Source organism: Natrinema salaciae, from assembly GCF_900110865.1.
Lineage (GTDB): Archaea > Halobacteriota > Halobacteria > Halobacteriales > Natrialbaceae > Natrinema > Natrinema salaciae.
In genome coordinates this window covers 866,726-885,303 of the sequence record NZ_FOFD01000002.1, presented here as the reverse complement: position 1 = coordinate 885,303, position 18,578 = coordinate 866,726, and the positions used below count along the sequence as shown (strand labels likewise).

Annotated in this window: 24 protein-coding genes and 3 tRNA genes; 14 read left to right on the top strand and 13 right to left on the bottom strand. The window is 65.6% G+C overall.

Annotated features, from left to right (window positions below):
• Positions 1-401 (bottom strand): helix-turn-helix domain-containing protein (locus tag BMX07_RS09560; RefSeq protein ID WP_175480102.1); only part of this gene is annotated, 401 nt, incomplete at its 3' end.
• Between the two features lie 553 nt (positions 402-954).
• Here BMX07_RS09560 and BMX07_RS24370 point away from each other — a divergent pair.
• Positions 955-1,125 (top strand): hypothetical protein, encoded by a 171-nt coding sequence (locus BMX07_RS24370; RefSeq protein ID WP_175480058.1) that lies wholly within the window; start codon positions 955-957, stop codon positions 1,123-1,125.
• 57 nt (positions 1,126-1,182) lie between these two features.
• Here BMX07_RS24370 and BMX07_RS09550 read toward each other — a convergent pair whose 3' ends face one another.
• Together BMX07_RS09550 and BMX07_RS09545 are read right to left on the bottom strand one after the other, a co-directional pair.
• Positions 1,183-1,383 carry a hypothetical protein gene (locus BMX07_RS09550; protein ID WP_090617154.1) on the bottom strand — a complete coding sequence of 67 codons (201 nt, stop codon included), beginning with the start codon at positions 1,381-1,383 and terminating at the stop codon, positions 1,183-1,185.
• A gap of 263 nt (positions 1,384-1,646) precedes the next feature.
• Positions 1,647-1,718, bottom strand: a tRNA-Ala gene (locus BMX07_RS09545).
• Positions 1,719-2,093: 375 nt separating this feature from the next.
• On the opposite strand from BMX07_RS09545, the gene BMX07_RS09540 reads away from it, so the two are divergent.
• The 5 genes from BMX07_RS09540 to BMX07_RS09520 all read left to right on the top strand — a co-directional run bounded on the left by BMX07_RS09540 (position 2,094) and on the right by BMX07_RS09520 (position 4,948).
• Positions 2,094-2,387, top strand: coding sequence for a hypothetical protein (locus tag BMX07_RS09540; protein WP_090617152.1), 294 nt, complete (start codon positions 2,094-2,096; stop codon positions 2,385-2,387).
• A gap of 87 nt (positions 2,388-2,474) precedes the next feature.
• Entirely contained in the window at positions 2,475-3,176 is a 702-nt protein-coding gene (locus BMX07_RS09535) for a class I SAM-dependent methyltransferase (RefSeq protein WP_090617150.1), read from the top strand.
• 116 nt (positions 3,177-3,292) lie between these two features.
• Positions 3,293-3,363: transfer RNA gene (locus BMX07_RS09530), tRNA-Gly, on the top strand.
• A 153-nt stretch (positions 3,364-3,516) separates the two neighbouring features.
• Positions 3,517-4,689 carry an MFS transporter gene (locus tag BMX07_RS09525; RefSeq protein ID WP_090617147.1) on the top strand — a complete coding sequence of 391 codons (1,173 nt, stop codon included), beginning with the start codon at positions 3,517-3,519 and terminating at the stop codon, positions 4,687-4,689.
• A 184-nt stretch (positions 4,690-4,873) separates the two neighbouring features.
• Positions 4,874-4,948, top strand: a tRNA-Met gene (locus BMX07_RS09520).
• A gap of 100 nt (positions 4,949-5,048) precedes the next feature.
• Here BMX07_RS09520 and BMX07_RS09515 read toward each other — a convergent pair.
• On the bottom strand, positions 5,049-5,594 hold the full coding sequence (locus BMX07_RS09515) for a hypothetical protein (RefSeq protein WP_090617145.1): 546 nt from the start codon (positions 5,592-5,594) through the stop codon (positions 5,049-5,051).
• Positions 5,595-5,712: 118 nt separating this feature from the next.
• Between BMX07_RS09515 and BMX07_RS09510 the strand changes: the two genes are divergently transcribed.
• Positions 5,713-6,264 (top strand): GNAT family N-acetyltransferase, encoded by a 552-nt coding sequence (locus BMX07_RS09510; RefSeq protein ID WP_090617143.1) that lies wholly within the window; start codon positions 5,713-5,715, stop codon positions 6,262-6,264.
• A 35-nt stretch (positions 6,265-6,299) separates the two neighbouring features.
• Here BMX07_RS09510 and BMX07_RS09505 read toward each other — a convergent pair whose 3' ends face one another.
• Positions 6,300-6,545, bottom strand: coding sequence for a DUF7861 family protein (locus BMX07_RS09505; RefSeq protein ID WP_090617141.1), 246 nt, complete (start codon positions 6,543-6,545; stop codon positions 6,300-6,302).
• Between the two features lie 209 nt (positions 6,546-6,754).
• On the opposite strand from BMX07_RS09505, the gene fen reads away from it, so the two are divergent.
• Positions 6,755-7,732 carry a flap endonuclease-1 gene (fen, locus tag BMX07_RS09500; protein ID WP_090617139.1) on the top strand — a complete coding sequence of 326 codons (978 nt, stop codon included), beginning with the start codon at positions 6,755-6,757 and terminating at the stop codon, positions 7,730-7,732.
• Between the two features lie 63 nt (positions 7,733-7,795).
• Here fen and BMX07_RS09495 read toward each other — a convergent pair whose 3' ends face one another.
• From BMX07_RS09495 to BMX07_RS09475, 5 genes are all read right to left on the bottom strand, one after another.
• The gene (locus tag BMX07_RS09495) at positions 7,796-8,947 is read right to left on the bottom strand and encodes an NAD(P)/FAD-dependent oxidoreductase (RefSeq protein WP_090617137.1); all 1,152 of its coding nucleotides are present in this window, start codon (positions 8,945-8,947) and stop codon (positions 7,796-7,798) included.
• Between the two features lie 72 nt (positions 8,948-9,019).
• Complete coding sequence (locus BMX07_RS09490) at positions 9,020-9,307, bottom strand: HalOD1 output domain-containing protein (RefSeq protein ID WP_090617136.1); 288 nt, start codon at positions 9,305-9,307, stop codon at positions 9,020-9,022.
• 124 nt (positions 9,308-9,431) lie between these two features.
• Positions 9,432-9,902 carry an Lrp/AsnC family transcriptional regulator gene (locus tag BMX07_RS09485; protein ID WP_090617134.1) on the bottom strand — a complete coding sequence of 157 codons (471 nt, stop codon included), beginning with the start codon at positions 9,900-9,902 and terminating at the stop codon, positions 9,432-9,434.
• A 258-nt stretch (positions 9,903-10,160) separates the two neighbouring features.
• On the bottom strand, positions 10,161-11,144 hold the full coding sequence (gene mvaD, locus BMX07_RS09480; protein WP_090617132.1) for a phosphomevalonate decarboxylase MvaD: 984 nt from the start codon (positions 11,142-11,144) through the stop codon (positions 10,161-10,163).
• A gap of 134 nt (positions 11,145-11,278) precedes the next feature.
• Positions 11,279-11,932 (bottom strand): hypothetical protein, encoded by a 654-nt coding sequence (locus BMX07_RS09475; protein WP_090617130.1) that lies wholly within the window; start codon positions 11,930-11,932, stop codon positions 11,279-11,281.
• A gap of 216 nt (positions 11,933-12,148) precedes the next feature.
• Here BMX07_RS09475 and nth point away from each other — a divergent pair, with 216 nt between their 5' ends.
• Together nth and BMX07_RS09465 are read left to right on the top strand one after the other, a co-directional pair.
• Positions 12,149-12,832: an endonuclease III gene (nth, locus tag BMX07_RS09470; RefSeq protein ID WP_090617128.1), complete on the top strand. Its 684-nt coding sequence runs from the start codon at positions 12,149-12,151 to the stop codon at positions 12,830-12,832.
• Between the two features lie 106 nt (positions 12,833-12,938).
• Positions 12,939-13,199 (top strand): hypothetical protein, encoded by a 261-nt coding sequence (locus BMX07_RS09465; RefSeq protein WP_090617126.1) that lies wholly within the window; start codon positions 12,939-12,941, stop codon positions 13,197-13,199.
• Between the two features lie 71 nt (positions 13,200-13,270).
• On the opposite strand, the gene BMX07_RS09460 is transcribed toward BMX07_RS09465, so the two are convergent.
• Positions 13,271-14,080 carry an NAD(+)/NADH kinase gene (locus tag BMX07_RS09460; RefSeq protein WP_090617124.1) on the bottom strand — a complete coding sequence of 270 codons (810 nt, stop codon included), beginning with the start codon at positions 14,078-14,080 and terminating at the stop codon, positions 13,271-13,273.
• Positions 14,081-14,189: 109 nt separating this feature from the next.
• Positions 14,190-15,500, bottom strand: a complete 1,311-nt coding sequence (locus BMX07_RS09455) for a M28 family peptidase (protein ID WP_090617244.1) — start codon at positions 15,498-15,500, stop codon at positions 14,190-14,192.
• A gap of 117 nt (positions 15,501-15,617) precedes the next feature.
• On the opposite strand from BMX07_RS09455, the gene BMX07_RS09450 reads away from it, so the two are divergent.
• The 4 genes from BMX07_RS09450 to BMX07_RS09435 all read left to right on the top strand — a co-directional run bounded on the left by BMX07_RS09450 (position 15,618) and on the right by BMX07_RS09435 (position 18,335).
• Positions 15,618-16,682 (top strand): polyprenyl synthetase family protein, encoded by a 1,065-nt coding sequence (locus BMX07_RS09450; RefSeq protein WP_090617122.1) that lies wholly within the window; start codon positions 15,618-15,620, stop codon positions 16,680-16,682.
• Between the two features lie 133 nt (positions 16,683-16,815).
• Entirely contained in the window at positions 16,816-17,496 is a 681-nt protein-coding gene (locus BMX07_RS09445; protein WP_090617120.1) for an HAD family hydrolase, read from the top strand.
• Positions 17,497-17,604: 108 nt separating this feature from the next.
• The gene (locus tag BMX07_RS09440) at positions 17,605-18,003 is read left to right on the top strand and encodes a DUF7541 family protein (protein ID WP_090617119.1); all 399 of its coding nucleotides are present in this window, start codon (positions 17,605-17,607) and stop codon (positions 18,001-18,003) included.
• A gap of 83 nt (positions 18,004-18,086) precedes the next feature.
• Positions 18,087-18,335, top strand: coding sequence for a DUF6684 family protein (locus BMX07_RS09435; RefSeq protein WP_090617117.1), 249 nt, complete (start codon positions 18,087-18,089; stop codon positions 18,333-18,335).
• A 12-nt stretch (positions 18,336-18,347) separates the two neighbouring features.
• Here the strand turns inward: BMX07_RS09435 and BMX07_RS25445 are convergent, their stop codons facing one another.
• Positions 18,348-18,482 (bottom strand): hypothetical protein, encoded by a 135-nt coding sequence (locus BMX07_RS25445; protein WP_281246951.1) that lies wholly within the window; start codon positions 18,480-18,482, stop codon positions 18,348-18,350.
• Positions 18,483-18,578: the final 96 nt, after the last annotated feature.

Below are 18,578 nucleotides of genomic sequence, written 5' to 3'. Positions count from 1 at the left end.
ATTGCACGGTCTCGTGGGCCACTCTTTTTGTCGAGTTCGAAGCCTGATTGCCGATACGTGAAACTCCTGTACTCTCGCGGTCCTTTCCAGTTCAACGAGCCAACATCATAGCCCTTGGATTTGAGCTTTCCAAGATTGGTAATGTTATTGCGGATGCGTTCGACAGCTTTCTGCAACACGGTGGAGTAGACCTTGTTGAGTTCGGTCCAATATTGCTTGAGGTTGGGTAGGTCGTCGCGAACTTTCCAAACGCGCTGTCGAAGTGTACCTTCGTTTTCTGGTATTTGGTTGAATTCGTGGAGTGCGTGGTTGTAGACTTGTCGCACGATGTCACGAGTCCAGTCGAGGCTCTCTCGCTGCTCGGTCGTCGGAAAGAGCCTGTATCGTGGACTGTACTCCATGCGACTTGCTCCTTGCAAGTGATTCTGGTTTGTTAAGTGTTTTGACTAGAATGGTTGAGAGTCGTGCGGGCGCTGTATCCCCTCCCTGCTCGCGGCTTCGCCGCTCGCTGAGGAAGGGGGCTTAGCGCCCTATTTTCCGGCTAAATGCTGTTTGGTTGGGTATCATGATGACTATGGTGTACTACGCGTTCGACCCGTTGAACAAAGGGTGAAGCGCTACACTTGCACACGCAGTTACCGCGGGCGTTGTGTCCGAGAATACAACCAATGGCCGGACCACTCTTGCCCCTCAGTTGCGAAACAGTCGGACGAGTAGCTTCAGACCAGCAGCCCGCTCGCGTGATGATGGGTGTTTGACAACACGGGACATGTGCCGTGGTGTCGACCACGGGTCCGCTGAGAGATGCTCGAGGACCCGTTCATCGAGTGTGCACATCCAGGAGCGGGTTTCCGATTCGTCACGATTCTGAGATTTGACTTGCAGTTGGACCGTCTCTCGAGCCGTTACCGTTGAAATAGACTTCGTTCTCAGCGTCGTACTCCTCATCGAGATATGCTTCCCCAATATCGGAGATACCATAGCTCGACGGACACGACCTGTTACCGCTGTACCGAGTGTCACGCCGGCGGTCACATCGTCTACACCGACGCCGGCAGAGAACTCCGGCGCGGCGGCGTCTTCCGTCAGCTCCGGAACTACGCGACGCGGAAGGCTCGAGCATGAGCGACGACGAGACCCGGAACAGCCAACGAGGTACCGCTCACGGGCATCGTCGCCTTGCTACACGGGAAGTCGACTACGGATGCGACACAACGCACGTTCCGCTTCGGGAAGCGCTCCCGCTCCAGCGGCGATCGCGACGGCGAAGTATGCCGGCGAGATCGTCTCGATCCCCATCAGGGACGCGATCGTCCCGACGATACCACCCGCAATCAAGACGAGCCCGGCCGCGTACCGGAGTAGCTCACTCACCCTTTCCATGTGTGGGAGTAACACACAAACTCAATTCAGAGTATCGCTTCCGATCAGGACAGACGAACGTTGAACACGGTGGTAACTCGAAAGTCTTCGACCGCCGTACAGACCGCGAGAAACTGGAACAGCGACGTGAATTCATCGAAGATTGCTAGGAGAACTATGACCCACGAGCACGCCGCTGTCAGCACTGTCGTATCGATAGTCGTCAAAACACCCTCAGGGAACGGAATTCAGGAGTTAGAAGGCCTGAAACGCCAAATTTATAGTGGACTCGCCGGGATTTGAACCCGGGGCCTCTCCCATGCCAAGGGAGTGATCTACCCCTGATCTACGAGCCCTCGTACGCATCCTCCAGTTCCCGTCGGGAATAGATAAACCCCTCGAATTCCTCGAGTCCCCGTCACGGTCCCACATTCGAAGCGTCGGTCGGGAGGATGATCGCCGCTCGAGCCCGGAGATAGATACTTCCAGTAGCTATAAGTTATACTGTAGACATGATGTGAATGGAAGCGACGCTTCCGAACCGCTGCAGGGGGCGTGCACCGAAATGCCCCGGGTGCTGGCACACCCGAAGCGTGGCTTCCAAACCGGAGCGGTTTCGAAGCCATGATTCCGTTCATTCTACCGAGACATAAACGTCTCGCACGACGGGAGTATCGTCACGCACACCGAGACGAGCGCCGACCGACCGACCGAACCGGAGGAGAGCGGCCATGACCGACGACGATCGGGACTCGCTCGAGTCCCGCGGCGACGGGGCGGCGGCCGACGCGCCGGACGGCGAGGCCACCGACGCGTCCGCTGCCGAGTCCGACGGCACCGATTCCGAGGCGATCGGTGTCGACCGCGTCGACCTCGAGGCCGGGACGCCGGCGGACGAGTTGTACTTCCCGCCGTGTCCGCACTGCGGCCAGCGGATGCTCACGATCACCTCTCGCGGACCGCGGGATCACGGCGCGGGGCCGTGTGGCTGTCGGCTCACGCGCGAGGACGTGCGGCAGCTCTGAGCCCGCCGTCCCGGTTCGATTGCGAGTCGCCTCGCCTCCCGGCGGGGTTGCGAACGCTTTTTGCGCGTCCCCCGACGAACTCCGACGATGGCCGGGGACGAGAACCGAGATGGCAGCCGGGACGCCGAGAGCGCTCGCCGCGCCGACGTGCGCGACACCTACGACCGGATCGCGACTCACTTCGCGTCGACGCGGGAGTACGCCTGGCCCGAAGTCGAATCGTTCGTCGCGACGCACGCCGCCGAGCGCGGGGCGGGCGGCGTCGGCCTCGACCTCGGCTGCGGCAACTGTCGCCACGCCGAACTCCTCGCCGCCGACTGCGCGTCCGTCGTCGGTCTCGACGTCAGCCGCGGCCTGCTCGAGACGGGGCGGGAGCGAGCGCTCGAGCGCGGGTTCGACGTCGAACTGGTGCAGGGGGACGCGGCGGGGCTGCCGCTGGCCGCCGACAGTATCGACGTCGCGGTCTACGTCGCGACGCTCCACCACCTGCCGACGCGGGCCGCCCGTCGGGACAGTCTGGACGAACTCGCGCGGGTGCTCGCCCCCGACGGGCGGGCGCTGGTCAGCGCGTGGTCGACCGCTCACGACCGGTTCGACGAGGCCGACGGGTTCGATACGACGATCGAGTGGACGCTTCCGGGCGGCGAACCGGTCGACCGGTTCTACCACATCTACGCGCCCGACGAGTTCGAGGCCGACCTCGCCGACAGCGACCTCACGCTCCGCGAGTGGGAGCTCTCGAGCGGGAACTGCTACGCGACGGTCTCGGGTGCGCGGCCGTCCGGATAGTCGGCGTCGAACCGTCCCGAAGTCGCGTCGGAACGGTGCCCCGGTTCGTGCCGATCGCCAGCGGGGAGAGTGCAAAAAGGAAGAGCCTTAAACGTGGAACGAAAATCCGGAGATGCGCGCGGATGGTCTAGTGGTAGGACCTGAGCCTTCCAAGCTCATGGCCCGGGTTCAAATCCCGGTCCGCGCACTCCTCTGCCCTTCTCTCGTCGGATCTCCGGGCTTCCAGCAACGACCCGACCGTGCGGTTCGAAGCTTCCACCGCGGGTTGGCGTGTGCGTCACGACGGTCCGGTAACGAGGAACCGCAACCGTGTTGCCGGTTCCTCGGTGAGTACGGTCCGATGGAGAAGCCGTCGGAGGCGCGTGTGACGCTGTGGGTGATCTTGGCCTCGGCAACGCTGACGGTGATGGCTGGGGCGATCCTCGGGCCGATCGTCCCGGCGATCCAATCGAGTCTCGGCGTCTCGGAGTCACTCGCCGGCCTCATCATTACGACTCACGGCGCACTCATCGTCCTCGTCAGTCCGGTCGCGGGCGCGCTCATCGATCGTAGTGGTCCTCGTCGGCCCTTCGTCGGTGGCCTCCTCCTGTATGCAGCTGGCGGCGGATCCGGACTGTTCGTCGATTCGTTCGGTCCGTTGCTCGTCTCGCGAGCCGTCTTGGGTGTCGGTGTGGCCTTCGTCTATACCGGCATCACGGTCCTCATCTACGACCTCTACGAGGGCCAGCAGATGAACCGTGCACTCGGACTACGGAGCAGTGCCAACAGCGTCGGTGGGGTAGCGTGGCCACTGGTTGGCGGTGCACTCGGGACACTCTCTTGGCAGGCACCCTTCGGCGTTTACCTGATCGCACTACCGCTGGGCCTACTCGCAATCGTGACAGTTCCCGAGACGGGTCGAGAGAGGGCCAGCGACGGGGCGGAAACGGATGCAGGTGTTGCTGGTGTCGTCGCCGTTCTCCGCCGACGACCCGCGCTCTTGTCGGTCTACGTGCTGTACTTCGGTGCGAACGCGTTCCTCTACAGCATCGTCATCTTTTATCCGCAGCTCCTGGCGGGACTGGGGATCACCTCCTCGCTGTCGATCAGTTTCTATCTCGCTGCCAACGGCGTCGCCGGGGGCATTTCGGCTGCCGTCTACGATCGGCTCGTCGAACGGACGAGTAGACACGCACTCGTCGCGACTGCACTCACACTGTGGATTGGCGCGTTCGCAGGTGCGACAGTTGCGGAGTCCGCGCTGACGGCGGTCCCGTCGGTGGTCACATTCGGGCTGGGACTGGGGCTCGTTTTCCCCTCGGCCTTTGCCTGGATCGAGGCGCTCGCACCCACCGACCGGCAGGGACAGTTTAGTTCCTATCTCGCATCATCGGGGTACACAGGCCAGTTCCTTTCACCGGTGCTGTTCGGCCCGCTGGTCCCGCTGTTCGGTGTTCGCGGGGTGTTTGGTGCAGCGGCGGTCGCAGCCATACTCGCTGCGCTGACGCTCGGTGTCGCACTGCGCAAACGGTAGCACTGCATGTAGTGACACGCCGAGTGACCTCGAGTCGCACACGACTACACGACGCGTCTACTCCATCAACTTGCGCCAAATTACGTTTCGATTTACATCTCGCATTCCGGTAACTACAGACACAGATGTCGCAGACGGAAAGTGAATGACAACCCTTAATCGGTGCCCACAAATACGGAGATGTAGCGGGATGGGATAGCCAGGAGATTCCGGCGGGCTCATAACCCGCAGATCGGTAGTTCAAATCTACCTCCCGCTACTCCTCGACGACTCACCCTGGTAGTCCTCTTCAGGTTTCACGCTCGGTGTCTTCGAGCGGTAGTCGACAGTTCTCGGCGGCTCTCGCGACGGCAGAGGCCTCAGAACGGAGACTCGGCCGGTCGACCCCGGAGATCGACCGTCGCGCCGAAGACGGCTCCGAGCACAGTGCCGAACAGCGCGTGTCCGAGCAGACTCTCGGCGGCGACCGCCGGAAACATCTCTGCTCCGCTGCCGCCGACCGCGTTCACCCAGACGGGGAGGACGAGCAGGGGCAGGATCGTCCAGACTGCGATGCCGAAGACGAGGCCGGCACCGGCCATCCGGAGGACGATACCGGTTCGAGAGAGGACGTCGGTTTCGACGTCGTCCCGAAGGAGTCCGAGAATCGAGGGGCGCGTTGCGAGCAATCCGAAGACGACGCCGAGGACGATCCCGTGGCCGACGTGGATCCCCCAGCCGAGGGGGCCGACCGGCTCGAGGCCGTAGATCGCGGGGATGGCGGCATCGAGGACCACCGGATCGAGGAGCCACATGAGGAGTCCGAACGCGATCGCGCCGATCGCGCCGCCGAGAGCACCGCCGACGAGCCAGCCGGTAGCGCCGCTCAGCCCGAACGCAGCCGTCGTCGTCGATTCGTTGCTCATCGTGGGGCGGGTACCACACCGGATGCAAAAGCGTTCGTCCATGAGAGAGACGGCAGTCTCGAGACCGCCGCCCCGTCCGATACCGGGGATTGTAGTAGGCTGCGCTCCAACTCCGCCCGTGGAGTACGAACTGCTCGGCTGGCCGCCCGACGGACCACAGCTCCGACTCGATCACGAACGGTTCAGCTACGCCGGGAAGTTCGTCATGACGAACACGGGCAAGGCGGTGGCTCGAGCCGACGACGGCCAAATCGTCGCGGCCGTCGCGTTCAACGAGGACCGCACCGACGCGGACGTGCTGTGGCTGCGCTACGTGACCGTCGACCGCGACCGGCGCGGCGAGGGGATCGGCCCGGCGCTCTGTCGCCGCGTGCGCGACCGCGCCGTCGAGCGGGGGTACGACCGGCTCCGGATCGCGGTCAACAATCCGTTCGCCTACGAGGCGCTCTACCGGACGGGGTTCGCCTACACCGGCGAGACGACGGGCATCGCCGAACTGATCCTCGAGTACCCGACGCCGACCGACGGTGCCGAGACCGACTGGGACGACGGGAACCGGTATCAGGCCGGACTCGAGGCGTTTCGGGAGCGGGATCTCTCCGACGAGGAGGAGCGCTTTCTCGACTCGCGGCGCGACGGCGAGCCGCCGGCTCGCGAGTCGCGCGAGTAGGAACGCCGACCGTCGGCGTCGACCGTGTGGTCGTCTCAGGCCCCGCGTTTCCGATACCAGACTCGAGCGCCGATCGGTGACTCGTCTTCGTCGCGGTCCAGTCTTCGCAGGACTAGGTCACGAATCGCGACCGTGACGACGAGTTCGACCGTCTCTCCCTCCTCGGTCTCCACCTCGAAGACGCAGTGACCGTCCCGCTCGTCGATCCGTTCGATGGTCCCGACCGACCACCGATCGCTGTCGTGTGTCGGTTTTCGCGCGTGGATCCTATCGTGTGTCATGGAACGCTCGCTCGCGGACGGATCGCTCGAGCGTGTCACAGTCGGTCCGGAACGCACTTACGAATGGTGGGGACGTCGGACCGGACTGATCCTCGAACGAGTGACGACGGGGGACCACCGATATCCCGATACCGACGGGCTCTCGAGAACGTGACGAGCGCGATCGGGAAGCCAACGATTCAAATCCCAGTCGTCCCAAGTGGTCCGCAATGGGAAACGCTGCACTTCGGGATATCGCCGTCATCGAGGAGATCCCCTTCGACGAGATCGAGGGGGTCGTCGCCGTCGACGCGCACAACTGGCTCTACCGGTATCTGACGACGACGGTCAAGTGGACCGACAGCGGCAAGTATACGACCGCCGACGGGACCGAGGTCGCCAACCTCGTCGGGATCGTCCAGGGATTGCCCAAGTTCTTCGAGCGGGATATCACGCCGGTGATGGTCTTCGACGGCGGCCCCTCCGAGCTGAAGACCGACGAGATCGAGTCCCGCCGCGAGCAGCGGCGGAGCTACGAGGACCAACTCGAGACCGCCCGCGAGGAAGGCGACGCGGTGGCGATCGCCCAGCTCGAGTCCCGCACGCAGCGGCTGACGCCGACGATTCAGGAGACCAGCCGGGAACTCCTCCGGCTGCTCGACGTGCCGATCGTCGAAGCGCCGGCGGAAGGCGAGGCCCAGGCCGCCCACATGGTCAAACGGGGTGACGCCGATTACGTGGGCTCCGAGGATTACGACGCCCTCCTGTTCGGCTCGCCGCTGACGCTGCGGCAGCTGACGAGCAAGGGCGACCCCGAACTGATGGATCTCGAGGCCACCCTCGACCGCCACGGGCTGACCCTCGAGCAGCTGATCGACGCGGCGATCCTCATCGGGACGGACTTCAACGAGGGCGTCTCCGGGATCGGTCCCAAGACGGCGATTTCGGCGATCACCGAACACGGGGACCTCTGGAGCGTCCTCGAGGCCCGCGGCGAACACGTCGAGTACGGCGACCGCGTGCGGCAGCTGTTCCGCGATCCCGATGTCACCGACGAGTACGAGTTCGACGCGGCCGTCGACCCGGACCTCGAGGCCGCGCGAGAGTACGTCATCGACGAGTGGGGAGTCCACGACGGCGAGGTCGAACGCGGCTTCGAGCGCATCGAGGAGAGCGTCACGCAGACGGGGCTGGATCGCTGGACCTGACCGACGGCGGCAGCGGGCTCGCGTCGCCCGTGCTCGAGTGGACGACCCGAACCGCGATGGCCCTTAGTGATTCCGCTGGAGCCGATCCGGAAGGAGGTCCCGATACGCGAGCCCGACCGCGTTTTCGGCGTCGCCGACGCCGGAGAGATAGCCGAGGCCGACGGTCGTCTTGAGCGCCGTCGCCGGTCGTCCCGTGAGAACGCGCGAGCCGATCGTCGCGACCGCATCGTCGCCGACGCTGACGACCCAGCCGGGCGATTCGAAGGTGAACGCCTCGCTGTGAGAACCGGCGGCTTCGATAGTTTCGTCGTCCGCGACGAGGGTGGCGATACTCTCGGCCACCGTCCGGGCTTCCCGCACGGCGGCCTGTGCGCTCGCCGGCACCGGCTCCCCGCCGGCGTCGACGACGCGAACCGCGTCCCCGAGCGCGAAGGTCCGATCGTCGAGTCGGAGGTCGCTCTCGACCGTCGGCCGTTCGCCGGCGAGCGCGTCCGCCCCCCGAATGCCGCCGGTCCAGACGAACTGATCGGACGGAACGCGCTCGCCCGACTCGAGGACGACGTGTGACCCGTCGGCTCGCGCGACCGCCGCGTCGGTTCGAACGTCGACACCCTGTTCTTCGAGCGCGCTCCGGACCGCTCGCCGGAAGTTCTCCGGGAAGCCCGGTGCGACGCTCCCGAGTCGCTCGAGGATCGTGATCGTCGCGTCGCTGCGCTCCTCGCGAGCGAACGCGGCGAGTTCGCCCGCGACCTGGACGCCGGAGAGGCCGGCCCCGCCGACGACGAGCCCGGGATCGTCGGTCCGGAACGCCGCGAGCGCTCCCGATCGGATCCGGTTCGCGTGCGAGAGTCGCTTGAGCGGCGTCGCGTGTTCGCGGACGCCCTCGAGACCGTAGTAGGCGGTCCGTGCACCGAGACAGACCGCCGCCACGTCGTACGAAAGCGCGCCCGTCGAGAGGGAGACGACCCGCTCGTCGCGATCGATCGCCTCGACGTGGGCGACGCGGACGCTGGCCCGCTCGAGCACCTCGGGCAGGGGGACCGTGATCGCCGCGGCCAGCTCCGGTCGGCGGATCACCCGATGGAGCTCGTGCTGAACGAGGTGGTCAGGCGACTCGTCGACCAGCGTGATGTCGACCGTCTCGGGGAGGGCTTCCTCGAGCAAGCGCGTCAGGGGCAGCCCTGCGTATCCTGCGCCGAGGACGACAACGTGCATGGGTCGGCGTAGGGCCTCGACCGATATAGAACCGGGCGGACGCAGGTCGATCCCGAGCGAACTGGACCGCCATCAGTCGTCTCGCGGTTCGCACTCGTGAGAGCGGGCGCTCTCGTCTATCGGAGAGACCTCGGTGCGGCCGCGTCCGTCGATCGAAACGGCACAGCCGTTGTACCGAAACTGGACGCGGAGCTCGTTCGGCCCCGACCGAACGAGCGAATCGAGCGCTTCGGGATCGACCCGGTCGTACAGCGGCGGGGTGAGATCGAGCGGTGACGTATCGAACGCGGTTGCGACCGCTGTGACGACTTCCTCGCTGGGTGGGCGACGCTCGTCGGCGTCCGGTTGGCGGTCGGGCATCGGCTCCCACTACCGGCGTGCTACCCTAAAAGATGTCGCCGAACGTATATTTGTCCGTGACCACTTCAATACGGCCGGAGAAGATTCGGAAGACGGCGGGACTTCGGGAAATGTGACGCGACACTCACTCCCCGTTCGTATACTTCGCCCCGAGGTGGTTGAACGGCCGGTTGGTCTCCTCGACGACGACGCTCGTCTTCGTGATTTCGACCCCGAGTTCGTGCAGGTCGTCGGTGACCGCCTCCGCACGCTCTTGCGATCGGCTCACGAGTTCGATGTGGAGGTCACCCTCGTCGGTCAGCAACCGTTCGACGCTGATGACGTTCTCGACGTCGCTCACCGCCGCCACGATTCCCTCGTCGTCGCCCTGTACGGTCCCGACGAGAAGCAGCCGCTGCTCGAATCCGGCTTCGTCGTAGTCGATGACGGGCGTATAGCCGGTGATAACGCCGTTCTCCTCGAGGTCGTTGATTCGCGTCGCGACGCTACTCGAGGCGAGGTCGACTCGCTCGCCGATCGATTCGGTGGTCGCGTTCCGCGCGTCGTCCTGCAACGCGTGAAGGATCGCCATATCGATCCGGTCTATCTCGGCCATCGGAGCATCACTACGAACACAACGGGAGAGTCGCATATAAGGCTCCCTCGGCGACCGTCCCGGGCGAGCGAACCGACCGACCCGGGCCGGGGCTCCGCCGCACCGGAGGGAGGAGAAGCGGTCTCGTGAACGAGCGCACGGCAGACGCGATCTGTCTGCCGGAGCGTTCGATCGGCACTGAGCGGGATCGACGATCCCACGAGATCGGTATTTGGCCGCGGGCGCAGCGTGCCGCCCCGCAGCGCAACCGGCCGGTTCCTAGAACAGGTGATCGTCCTCGTCGAGGAGTCGCGCGGGACCGCCGACGTTCCAGGTGGTGGTGGAGACGCCGCAGTCGGAGACCGCTTCCTCGACTTCCTCGGCGTACTCCTCGGTGGTATTGACGTAGACGCTGGCACCGGTGTCGGTCGAGAAGTAGACGGGGATGTCCTCCTCCTCGCGGAGTTCGCGTACCGTGTTGAAGACCGCGAGAGTGGCGGGCTGCCAGTAGACCCAGCCCGAGGGGCCGGTCATCGTGGTGGCCGCGAGCGACAGCGAGTCGTGCTCGGCGAGTTCGAACGCGCGCTCGAAGTCGTCGTTGCGCAGGGCGTCGCGCATCTCGGCGATCTGGCCGTGGATGTGGGCGTTCCGCGCCTGGAACATGTGGCTGTCCGCAGCCTCGCGGTGTGCGTCTTCGGTCTCCTTGTGGTAGGGAACGAGGCCGACGATGATCTTGAGGTTCTCGTGGAGGTTCGACGGAACCCGCTTGGAGCGGCAGTCCTCGTCGTTCAGGCCCGTGTGAAGCTGGGAGAACGCGCCGGTGACCGCTCGCGCGGCCGACGCCGAGCCGACGCGGGCAATCGTCGAGATCTCCTGCTTGCTGGCGTCGAGTTCCGCGGCTTCGGACAGCGCCATCGCCGCGGCCGCGAAGCCGGACGAAGACGATCCGAGGCCGACGTTCGAGGGGAAGCTGTTCTCGCTCTCGAGGCGAACGGGGTACACCGTGTGAGCGGCGTCGGACATCGAGCGGGCCTTTTCGACGACGGCTTCGACCCGCTCCTTCGCGCGGCCGTCGAGCTCCTCGCCGTCGACGACGAAGGTGTCCTCGTCGTAGTCCATCGAGAACTCGACGGTCGTCCGCGTGTGGCTGGGCGCCGTACAGACGCTGATACTGTCGTGGTACGGAAGCCGCTCGATCTCGTCGCGCATCCCGTGGTACTTGACTAGCCCCTGGATGGGGTGGGCCATGGCGGTGGCTTTCATACCCTGATACGTGGAGGATGACCGCTTAAAGCTCACGGCATCCTCTCGATCGCAGGTTTCCGGGCTGTGAGCGGCTCAACCGCCGGTTCGATCGATCAACCGCCCCTCCAGACGGCGTTCATTCACGTTCCGGATCAGTATTTCGTCAGCTGATCGTCGTCGGTCTCGGCTCCCGGACCGATGCCGGCCGCCTCCTCGAGCGTCGACAGCCGCCGCTCGAGCGCGTCGATGTCCTCCCGCAGGGTCGCTTGTATCCGTCCGAGATCGCTCTCGAGGTCCGACGTGACCGTGTCGAACGCAGTCGCGACCGTTCGCTCGAGATCGTCGAGATCGTCCGCGAGGTCGTCGAGGTCGTCCGCGAGGTCGTCGAGATCGTCGAGATTGTCCGCGTCGGCGCTCCGGGGCTCTCCGAGCGAGTCGCTGACGCCGGCGAGTTCCGACCGAAGCCCCCTCGTCTCGGACTCGAGGGTCCGCATTCGCTCCTCGAGTTCCCGGAGCCGGCGGTCGACGGTGTCGAGCCGGGGCTCGAGGTTGTTCTCGATTCTGGCCCGGAGTTCCGCCTCCGCGGCTTTGCGCTCGTCGATGTCCGCCTGTAGCGTCCCGAGGGCCTCCTCGATCCTCGCGAGATCCGCTGTCGTGGCTGTCTGCTCGACCTCGAGCGCTCGACGGAGCGATTTCTTGCCCGTTCCGTCGTCGCCCGCGAGTTCGGCGAGCAGTACGTCGAGGATGCCGGTACTCGATCCCCCGTTCGTCTCGTCGGCCTGCGTCCGATGTGTCTCCTTTGTCATTAGTGAACTCCCACCCGGTTGCGTCGCCTTTCATGCCAGTTGCGTGCTGTATGATAATAGTCCTTCGCCTGTGAATTCTTCGTCGGGATCGACCTGCGGTCGCGGCCGTCGCCGCCGCTCGACGGCCGCCTCGCAGTGCGGTGATCGACCCGGATCGGCCCGGCGACCCGCTCCGAACCGAACGGCTCAAATGCGCGCTCTCGCAACGACTGTTGCATGGGAACCCCTCTCGAGACTCGCGCCGAGCAGGCCGAGGCGGTCGTCGACCGCCTCGAGGACGCGTATCCGGACTCGACGATTTCGCTACGCTACACCGACCGTCTCGAGCTGTTGATCGCGGTGATCCTCTCGGCCCAGTGTACCGACGAGCGGGTGAACGCCGAGACGGAACACCTCTTCGAGAAGTACGACGGCGCCGAAGACTACGCGAACGCACCGCAGGACGAGCTCGCGGCGGATCTGAACTCGATCACCTACTACAACAACAAAGCGACGTACATCCGCAGCGCCTGCGAGACGATCCTGGAGGAGCACGACGGCGAGGTGCCGGACACGATGGACGAACTGACCGAACTCTCGGGCGTCGGTCGAAAGACGGCGAACGTCGTCCTCCAGCACGGCCACGACATCGTCGAGGGGATCGTCGTCGACACGCACGTCCAGCGACTCTCGCGGCGACTGGGGCTCACCGAGGAGGAGTATCCCGAACGGATCGAGGAAGACCTGATGGAGATCGTCCCCGAGGGCGACTGGCAGCAGTTCACGCACCTCTGTATCGATCACGGACGAGCGACCTGTACGGCCCGGAATCCCGACTGCGACGGCTGCGTGCTGGCGGATCTCTGCCCCGCCGAGAAGGGCGACAGCGAGATCGATCTGGCGTCCGGCGAGCCCTGGTAGTGGTAGCCGCCCGATAGCGGCCCGTTCGTCCGATTCGATCGGAGTGCCGACCCTCGCAAGCCCAACGCCTTTTCAGCGATCCGAGCTATCCCCAGTCGGGATCACTATGTCCGACAACACCGACGAGCGCGAGCCCACCGGAAACGACGAGCACGGGCGAGACGTCCAACTCGAGCACGAAGCGACCGATCCCGAGGAGGCCGAGGACGAGGAAGGGCTCACCGAGGAGGAGAAGGAAGCCCGCGAGCGGCAGGACGAAGAAGAGCGGCGACAGGACATCGAACAGCGATCCGACGAGCGAGTCGACGACGCCCTCGAGAACGCGAACCCGGATCACCATCGGGACGAGGAGCCGTACAACAGTTAAGCGGGCCGCGACCGCGTCGATCCGGCCCCGCCCGGCGACGTGTCGATACCGTCTTTACCCGCTCGCTCCGCTCACTCGCGCTCGAGTCGCTCGGCCGGAACGTCCAGCGTCGGGAGCGTCCCGGCCGGTGAGATGGTGACCGCCGAGTCGACGGTGACCGTGCCGACCGCCCGCCCGTCGACGACGAGAGTCACGTCGCCCTCGTCGCGTTCGACCGTGAACGACAGGTCGTCGGCCGGCAGCACCCACTGACGGGTCTGCGTGAGGAAGGGGCCGATCGGTGCGACCGCGACCGCGTCGACGGCGTTCGAGAGCTGCGGCGCATCGACGGCGCTCGCGTACCCGTGGCTCCCCGCGGGCGTCGCCGTCACGACGCCGTCGGCGCGGAACGTGGAGACGAACTGGTCGCCGCTTCGAACACCGTACTCCGAGATCCGGGCCGGTTCGTCGGTGATGAGCGTCACGTCGAACAGGGCGCGGTCTCGGATCGGGCTGTCGTCCGTGTCGTCGCCCGCAGCGTCGAGGGTGACGTCCAGAACCGACCGGTCGCGACGGACGGCGTCCCCATCGAGTGTGGCCGCGAGAGCGGCGGGAAGGTGATCGCGATCGACCGCCTTGATTCCCGTAACCGAACCGACCGGCAGAACGGGACGTTCGACGCCGGCACGCGCGACCGCCGACAGGGTCGCTTCGCCGGCCGTCACTACAATCGACGGCCCCGCCGCGAGAACCGCTTCGAGACCGCCGCGGACGATCGTCCCGCTCGCATCGGCGACCGTCGACTCGAGGGTGTCGTCGATTTCGACGGCACCGCTCGCCACCCCTTCGCGATCGACGACGCCGACGACGGGCGAGTCGCCCGCGCTCCAGGCGGCATCCATGGCCGTCAGTTCACACGGCCCGCTCAAAAGCGTACGGTTGTCGGTCGCCGACAGCGGCGTCCGGGGTCGATCTCGCTCGTCGCGAGTGGGCCTCTCGTCGCAGCCGAACTCACTCGTCGTAGGGCCAGTCGCCGGTGATCCGCATTCCTTCGGCGAGATCCTGTGCCTCGAGGTCGGCCGCGATCGCGTCTGGCTGCCGGTGGTCGACCGCCACGTCGTCGTCGGCGAGCGCGACGACGTACTCGGTCAGGAGGATCGCCTGTTCCCGAAGGGTGCGGGCCTCGAGCTTGTCGATCGTATCGGCGAAGGTGTGGCCCCAGCCGCGACCCGCCCCGTCCGACATCGATTTGACGTGACAGCCCGGCACGCCCCACTTGACGAACGACCAGTGGTCGCTGTGCGGGCCGACCTTCGGCACGGTTCCGATCGGGTGGTCGTACTCGTCTGCCACGTCGTTCGCGACGTCCTGGAGCGCGTCGAAACCGTGTGTGACGATCGAAAGCGTCCGATCGCGGACGACGCCGTCGTTGTTGACCACCGCTTTGATCGTCTCGAGATCCGCGCGCTCGGCGTAGCGCGCGGAGCCGAGCAGCCCCACCTCTTCCGCGCCGAAGGCGACGAACTCGACGCGGGTCTCGAGGTCGTCCTCGCGGTCCGCGAGGGCGTTCGCGATTTCGACGACCATCGCGGTCCCGGCAGCGTTGTCCATGGCCCCCTCGGAGATGTCGTGGGCGTCGACGTGACTCGTCACGAGGACGCGCTCGTCGGTGTCGGGCCCGAGTGCCGCGCGGACGTTCTGGCTCTCCGCGGGGTGAACGTCGGCCTCGACGGACACCGTGATCGACTCGCCGTCGAACCGGCGGGCCAGCCGCGCTCCGACCTCGTTCGAGACGCCGACGGCCGGGATCGGGCCGATCGGTTCGTCCTCCCAGCCGACGCTCCCGGTCGGGGGGAGACAGCCCTCGACGTGGTTGCGGTAGACGAACCCGACTGCACCGTTCTCGAACGCATGATAGTACTTTTCCCGCCGGTGGAGGTACCGATCGTGGTAGTCGGGGACGTCGCTACGGACCATGACGATCGCGTCCTCGACGTCGGTCGCCTCGAAGTCCTCGGGCAGCCCGTAGCCGAGATCGATCAGCGGCGCGACGACGCGTTCGTCGGGGCTGCGCGGCAGGGCGATACACTCCTGGGTGGTGTCCCCCGCGGTGATCGCGCTGTCGGTTCGCGTCCACCCCTGTATCTCGAACGGCTCCAGCCGTGCGTTTCGCGCGCCGGCCTCGGCCAGCGCGTCCCGGGTCAGTTCCGCGGCCGTTCGCTCGCCCTCGCTGCCGGCCATCCGGCTCCCGACGTCGACGAGCTCCTCGAGGTGATTCCAGCCGCTGTCGCTCTCGAAGACGGTACCGATCCAGTCGGTCATGACTGAGACGTGGACCGACGGCCGGGTAACTGTACCGCTCGGTCGGTTCGGATCGATGTCGTCCACTGACACGACAAACTGCGAATCTTTTTTACGCCGCTCCCTCTCGGACTCGATATGCGGGAGACGCTTGCCGACTGGCGGCCGGCGGTCGACGAGGCGATCGCCGATCTGGTCCCACGCGAGATCGACGACGACTACCTCGAGTCGTTCTTCGGGTCGCCGACCTACGAATACGATTCGACCGGTATCCAGGGTGCGTTATCGACGCCGCTGTGGGATCTGCTCGACCGCGGCGGGAAACGGTGGCGTGCGGTGCTCTTTCTCGTCTTCGTCGAGGGGTTCGGCGAGGACCCGGCCGAATACCTGCCGTACGCCTGTATTCCCGAGATTTTGCACAACGGAACGATCATCGTCGACGACGTCGAAGACGGGGCGACGATTCGCCGCGGCGAACCCGCGTTGCACCGCGTCTACGGACGCGATATCGCACTCAACGCCGGCAACGCGATGTACTTCCTGCCGCTGAAGATCCTCACGCGGGACCCGGCCGACCTCCCGGCCGATCGGCGACTGGCCGCCTACGAGATGCTCATGTACGAACTGAACCGGACCCACCTCGGACAGGGGATGGACATCAGCTGGCACAACGAGCGCGAGGTCCGGGTCGGTGTCGAGGAGTACCTCGAGATGTGCGCGTGCAAGACCGGCTGTCTGGGGCGGATCGTGGCCCGGCTCGCCGCGATCATCACCGACCAGCCCCCCGCGGTCGAGCAGGCCGTCGCGAACTACGCGGAACTGACCGCGGTCGCCTTCCAGATCGGCGACGATATCTTGGACGTCGAGCACTCGCTCGGCCGGGCCGGCGAGTTCGGCAAGGAGTTCGGCAACGACATCCGCGAGGGGAAGAAGACGCTCATGGTCATCCACGCCGTAGAGCACAGCGAGCCGGAGCGCGCTCGCCGCCTCCAGGACATCCTCGAGGCCGACGACAACACCGACGCCGACATCCTCGAGGCCCTCTCCATCCTCGAGGCGGCCGGCAGCGTCGACTACGCCCGCGACCGCGCGCTCGAGTTAGCCGCCGACGCGCGGGCGGCGATCGACGGACTGGGCTTCGACGACGAGACGAACCGGAAGTTACGCGAGTTCACCGAGTTCGTCATCGAACGCGACGAGTAGCCGCTTCGTGTCGCTTCCTTCGGGTGGCTCTCCGTACGGTCCCGTCGCTATCGATTCCTGTATACGGCGGTTCGTTCGAAACGGGCGACATACCGTCGGGAGAGTTATGGTAGAATACACTGGAGTAGATGGTATGAGTGGGATCGAGGCGGTTTGCTTCGACCTCGATGGAACCCCTCTTCGATACAGACGCTCTCCGGCGGAGGTGTTACAGGCCAGTTTCGAACGGGTCGGGGTCGACCCCCTCTTTCCCGTCGAGGACTATTACGAACGATACGACGAGTTCGCCCGGCAGTGCGATTCGATGGCCGAGCTTCGCTCGGAGTGCTTTGGGACCCTCGCTGTCGAAAACGGGTGCGAAGCGAGCCTCGGGCGGGCGGTCGCGACAGCGTTCGACGCCGAGCGAGACCAGTCGAACGTGGAACTGTATCCACGCGTCCCGGCGGTTCTCGAGACGCTCAGCCAGCGGTACGAGATCGGAATCGTCACGAACGGCACACGGGACGCCCAACGACGAAAAATCGAGGCTGTCGGGATCGAGCAGTGGATCGACACGATCGTAATCGCCGGTCAGGACCCGCCCCCGAAACCGGCTTCCGAACCGTTCGAGCGCGCGCTCGATTCGCTCGACGCGACGCCGGCGACGACCGTCCACGTCGGCGATTCACGCGAGGCCGACATCAGCGGTGCGACGAACGCGGGACTGGACTCCGTCTGGATCTCCGGTAGCGGTACCGACGGATCCGTGCCGACCTATCGGGTCACTTCGATCGGGAACCTCCTCCCGCCGCCGTGGGAGTCGTCGGATTCGTAACGGCGGTCGTTCCGGGACCGCTGAACGACTCGGCTTCCGTCACTCGAGACGGTCACGAGATCCGAACGGTAGGACCAGATACTACCCGTTCCGCGTGGAACCGCGACTATGGCCGACCACTCGAGGCAGGCGACGACCGAGCAGACCGACGCCGCGAGGCCGTGGCCGATACTCGTCGCCCTCGGACTCGTCGGATCGGAGGTCGGCATCGTCGTCGACCTCCTCCCCGTCGCCGTCGCCGGCCTCGTCGCGTTCGCCGCGAGCGTCGCCGGCATTCTGGCGGACGCCGAGTACGTCGATCGACCGCTGACGCTCGCGGCGACGTTCGGCGGGGGCTTCGTCGTCGTCGGCGCGGTGCTGGCCGCTCACGGCACCGGGACGCTGTCGATCGGCCTCCTCGAGCCCCTCACCGGGCTGGCGAGCCGCGGCGTCGCGCTCGTCCTCGCCGGCGTCGTGACTGTCGGCGGAGCCGGCCTGGTGCGGGCCCGGCGATCGACGCAGCGATAGCATAGCACAGCATAGCATCGACCGAACACCGACCGAGTCCCTCGAGGCGTCGCCGCCTCGAGTCTCCGAGCCAGCCTATCCCAATGAGCAGACGTGCCTTCGACGCGGAGATCGCGCTCGACCTCACAGTCAATCTGATCCCGTTTCTGATCATCGGGTTCTTCGTCGCGGTCTTCGCGGCGTTCAACCCGTGGGGGTTCGCCCCGCTCCAGTCGACGATCCAGTTTTCCGTGCTGGTGGTGACGATGGCCACGCTCGCCTTCGTGACCCTGGTCGCGGCCAGAGCGATCGAGACCGACGACCGGACGCGACACGAGACCGCCGATACGTGACCCCGATCTGGATCAGTTGACGATGAGGACGAACCCGGTCACTGCCATCATGATCGCGATTCCGACCAGCAACAACAAGAACAACTCCTTCTCGGAAAACCGTTGCAGGGGGCTCCCCCCATCTGGATTGGCCGTATCGCGATTCATGGAATCCACGTGGTGGCAGTACAGGAGAACTGGATAAGAACGTTTCCCCGCCAGCGCCTCTTCCTGTCCGGGGGTCGCCACGGACGGTCGAGAGAT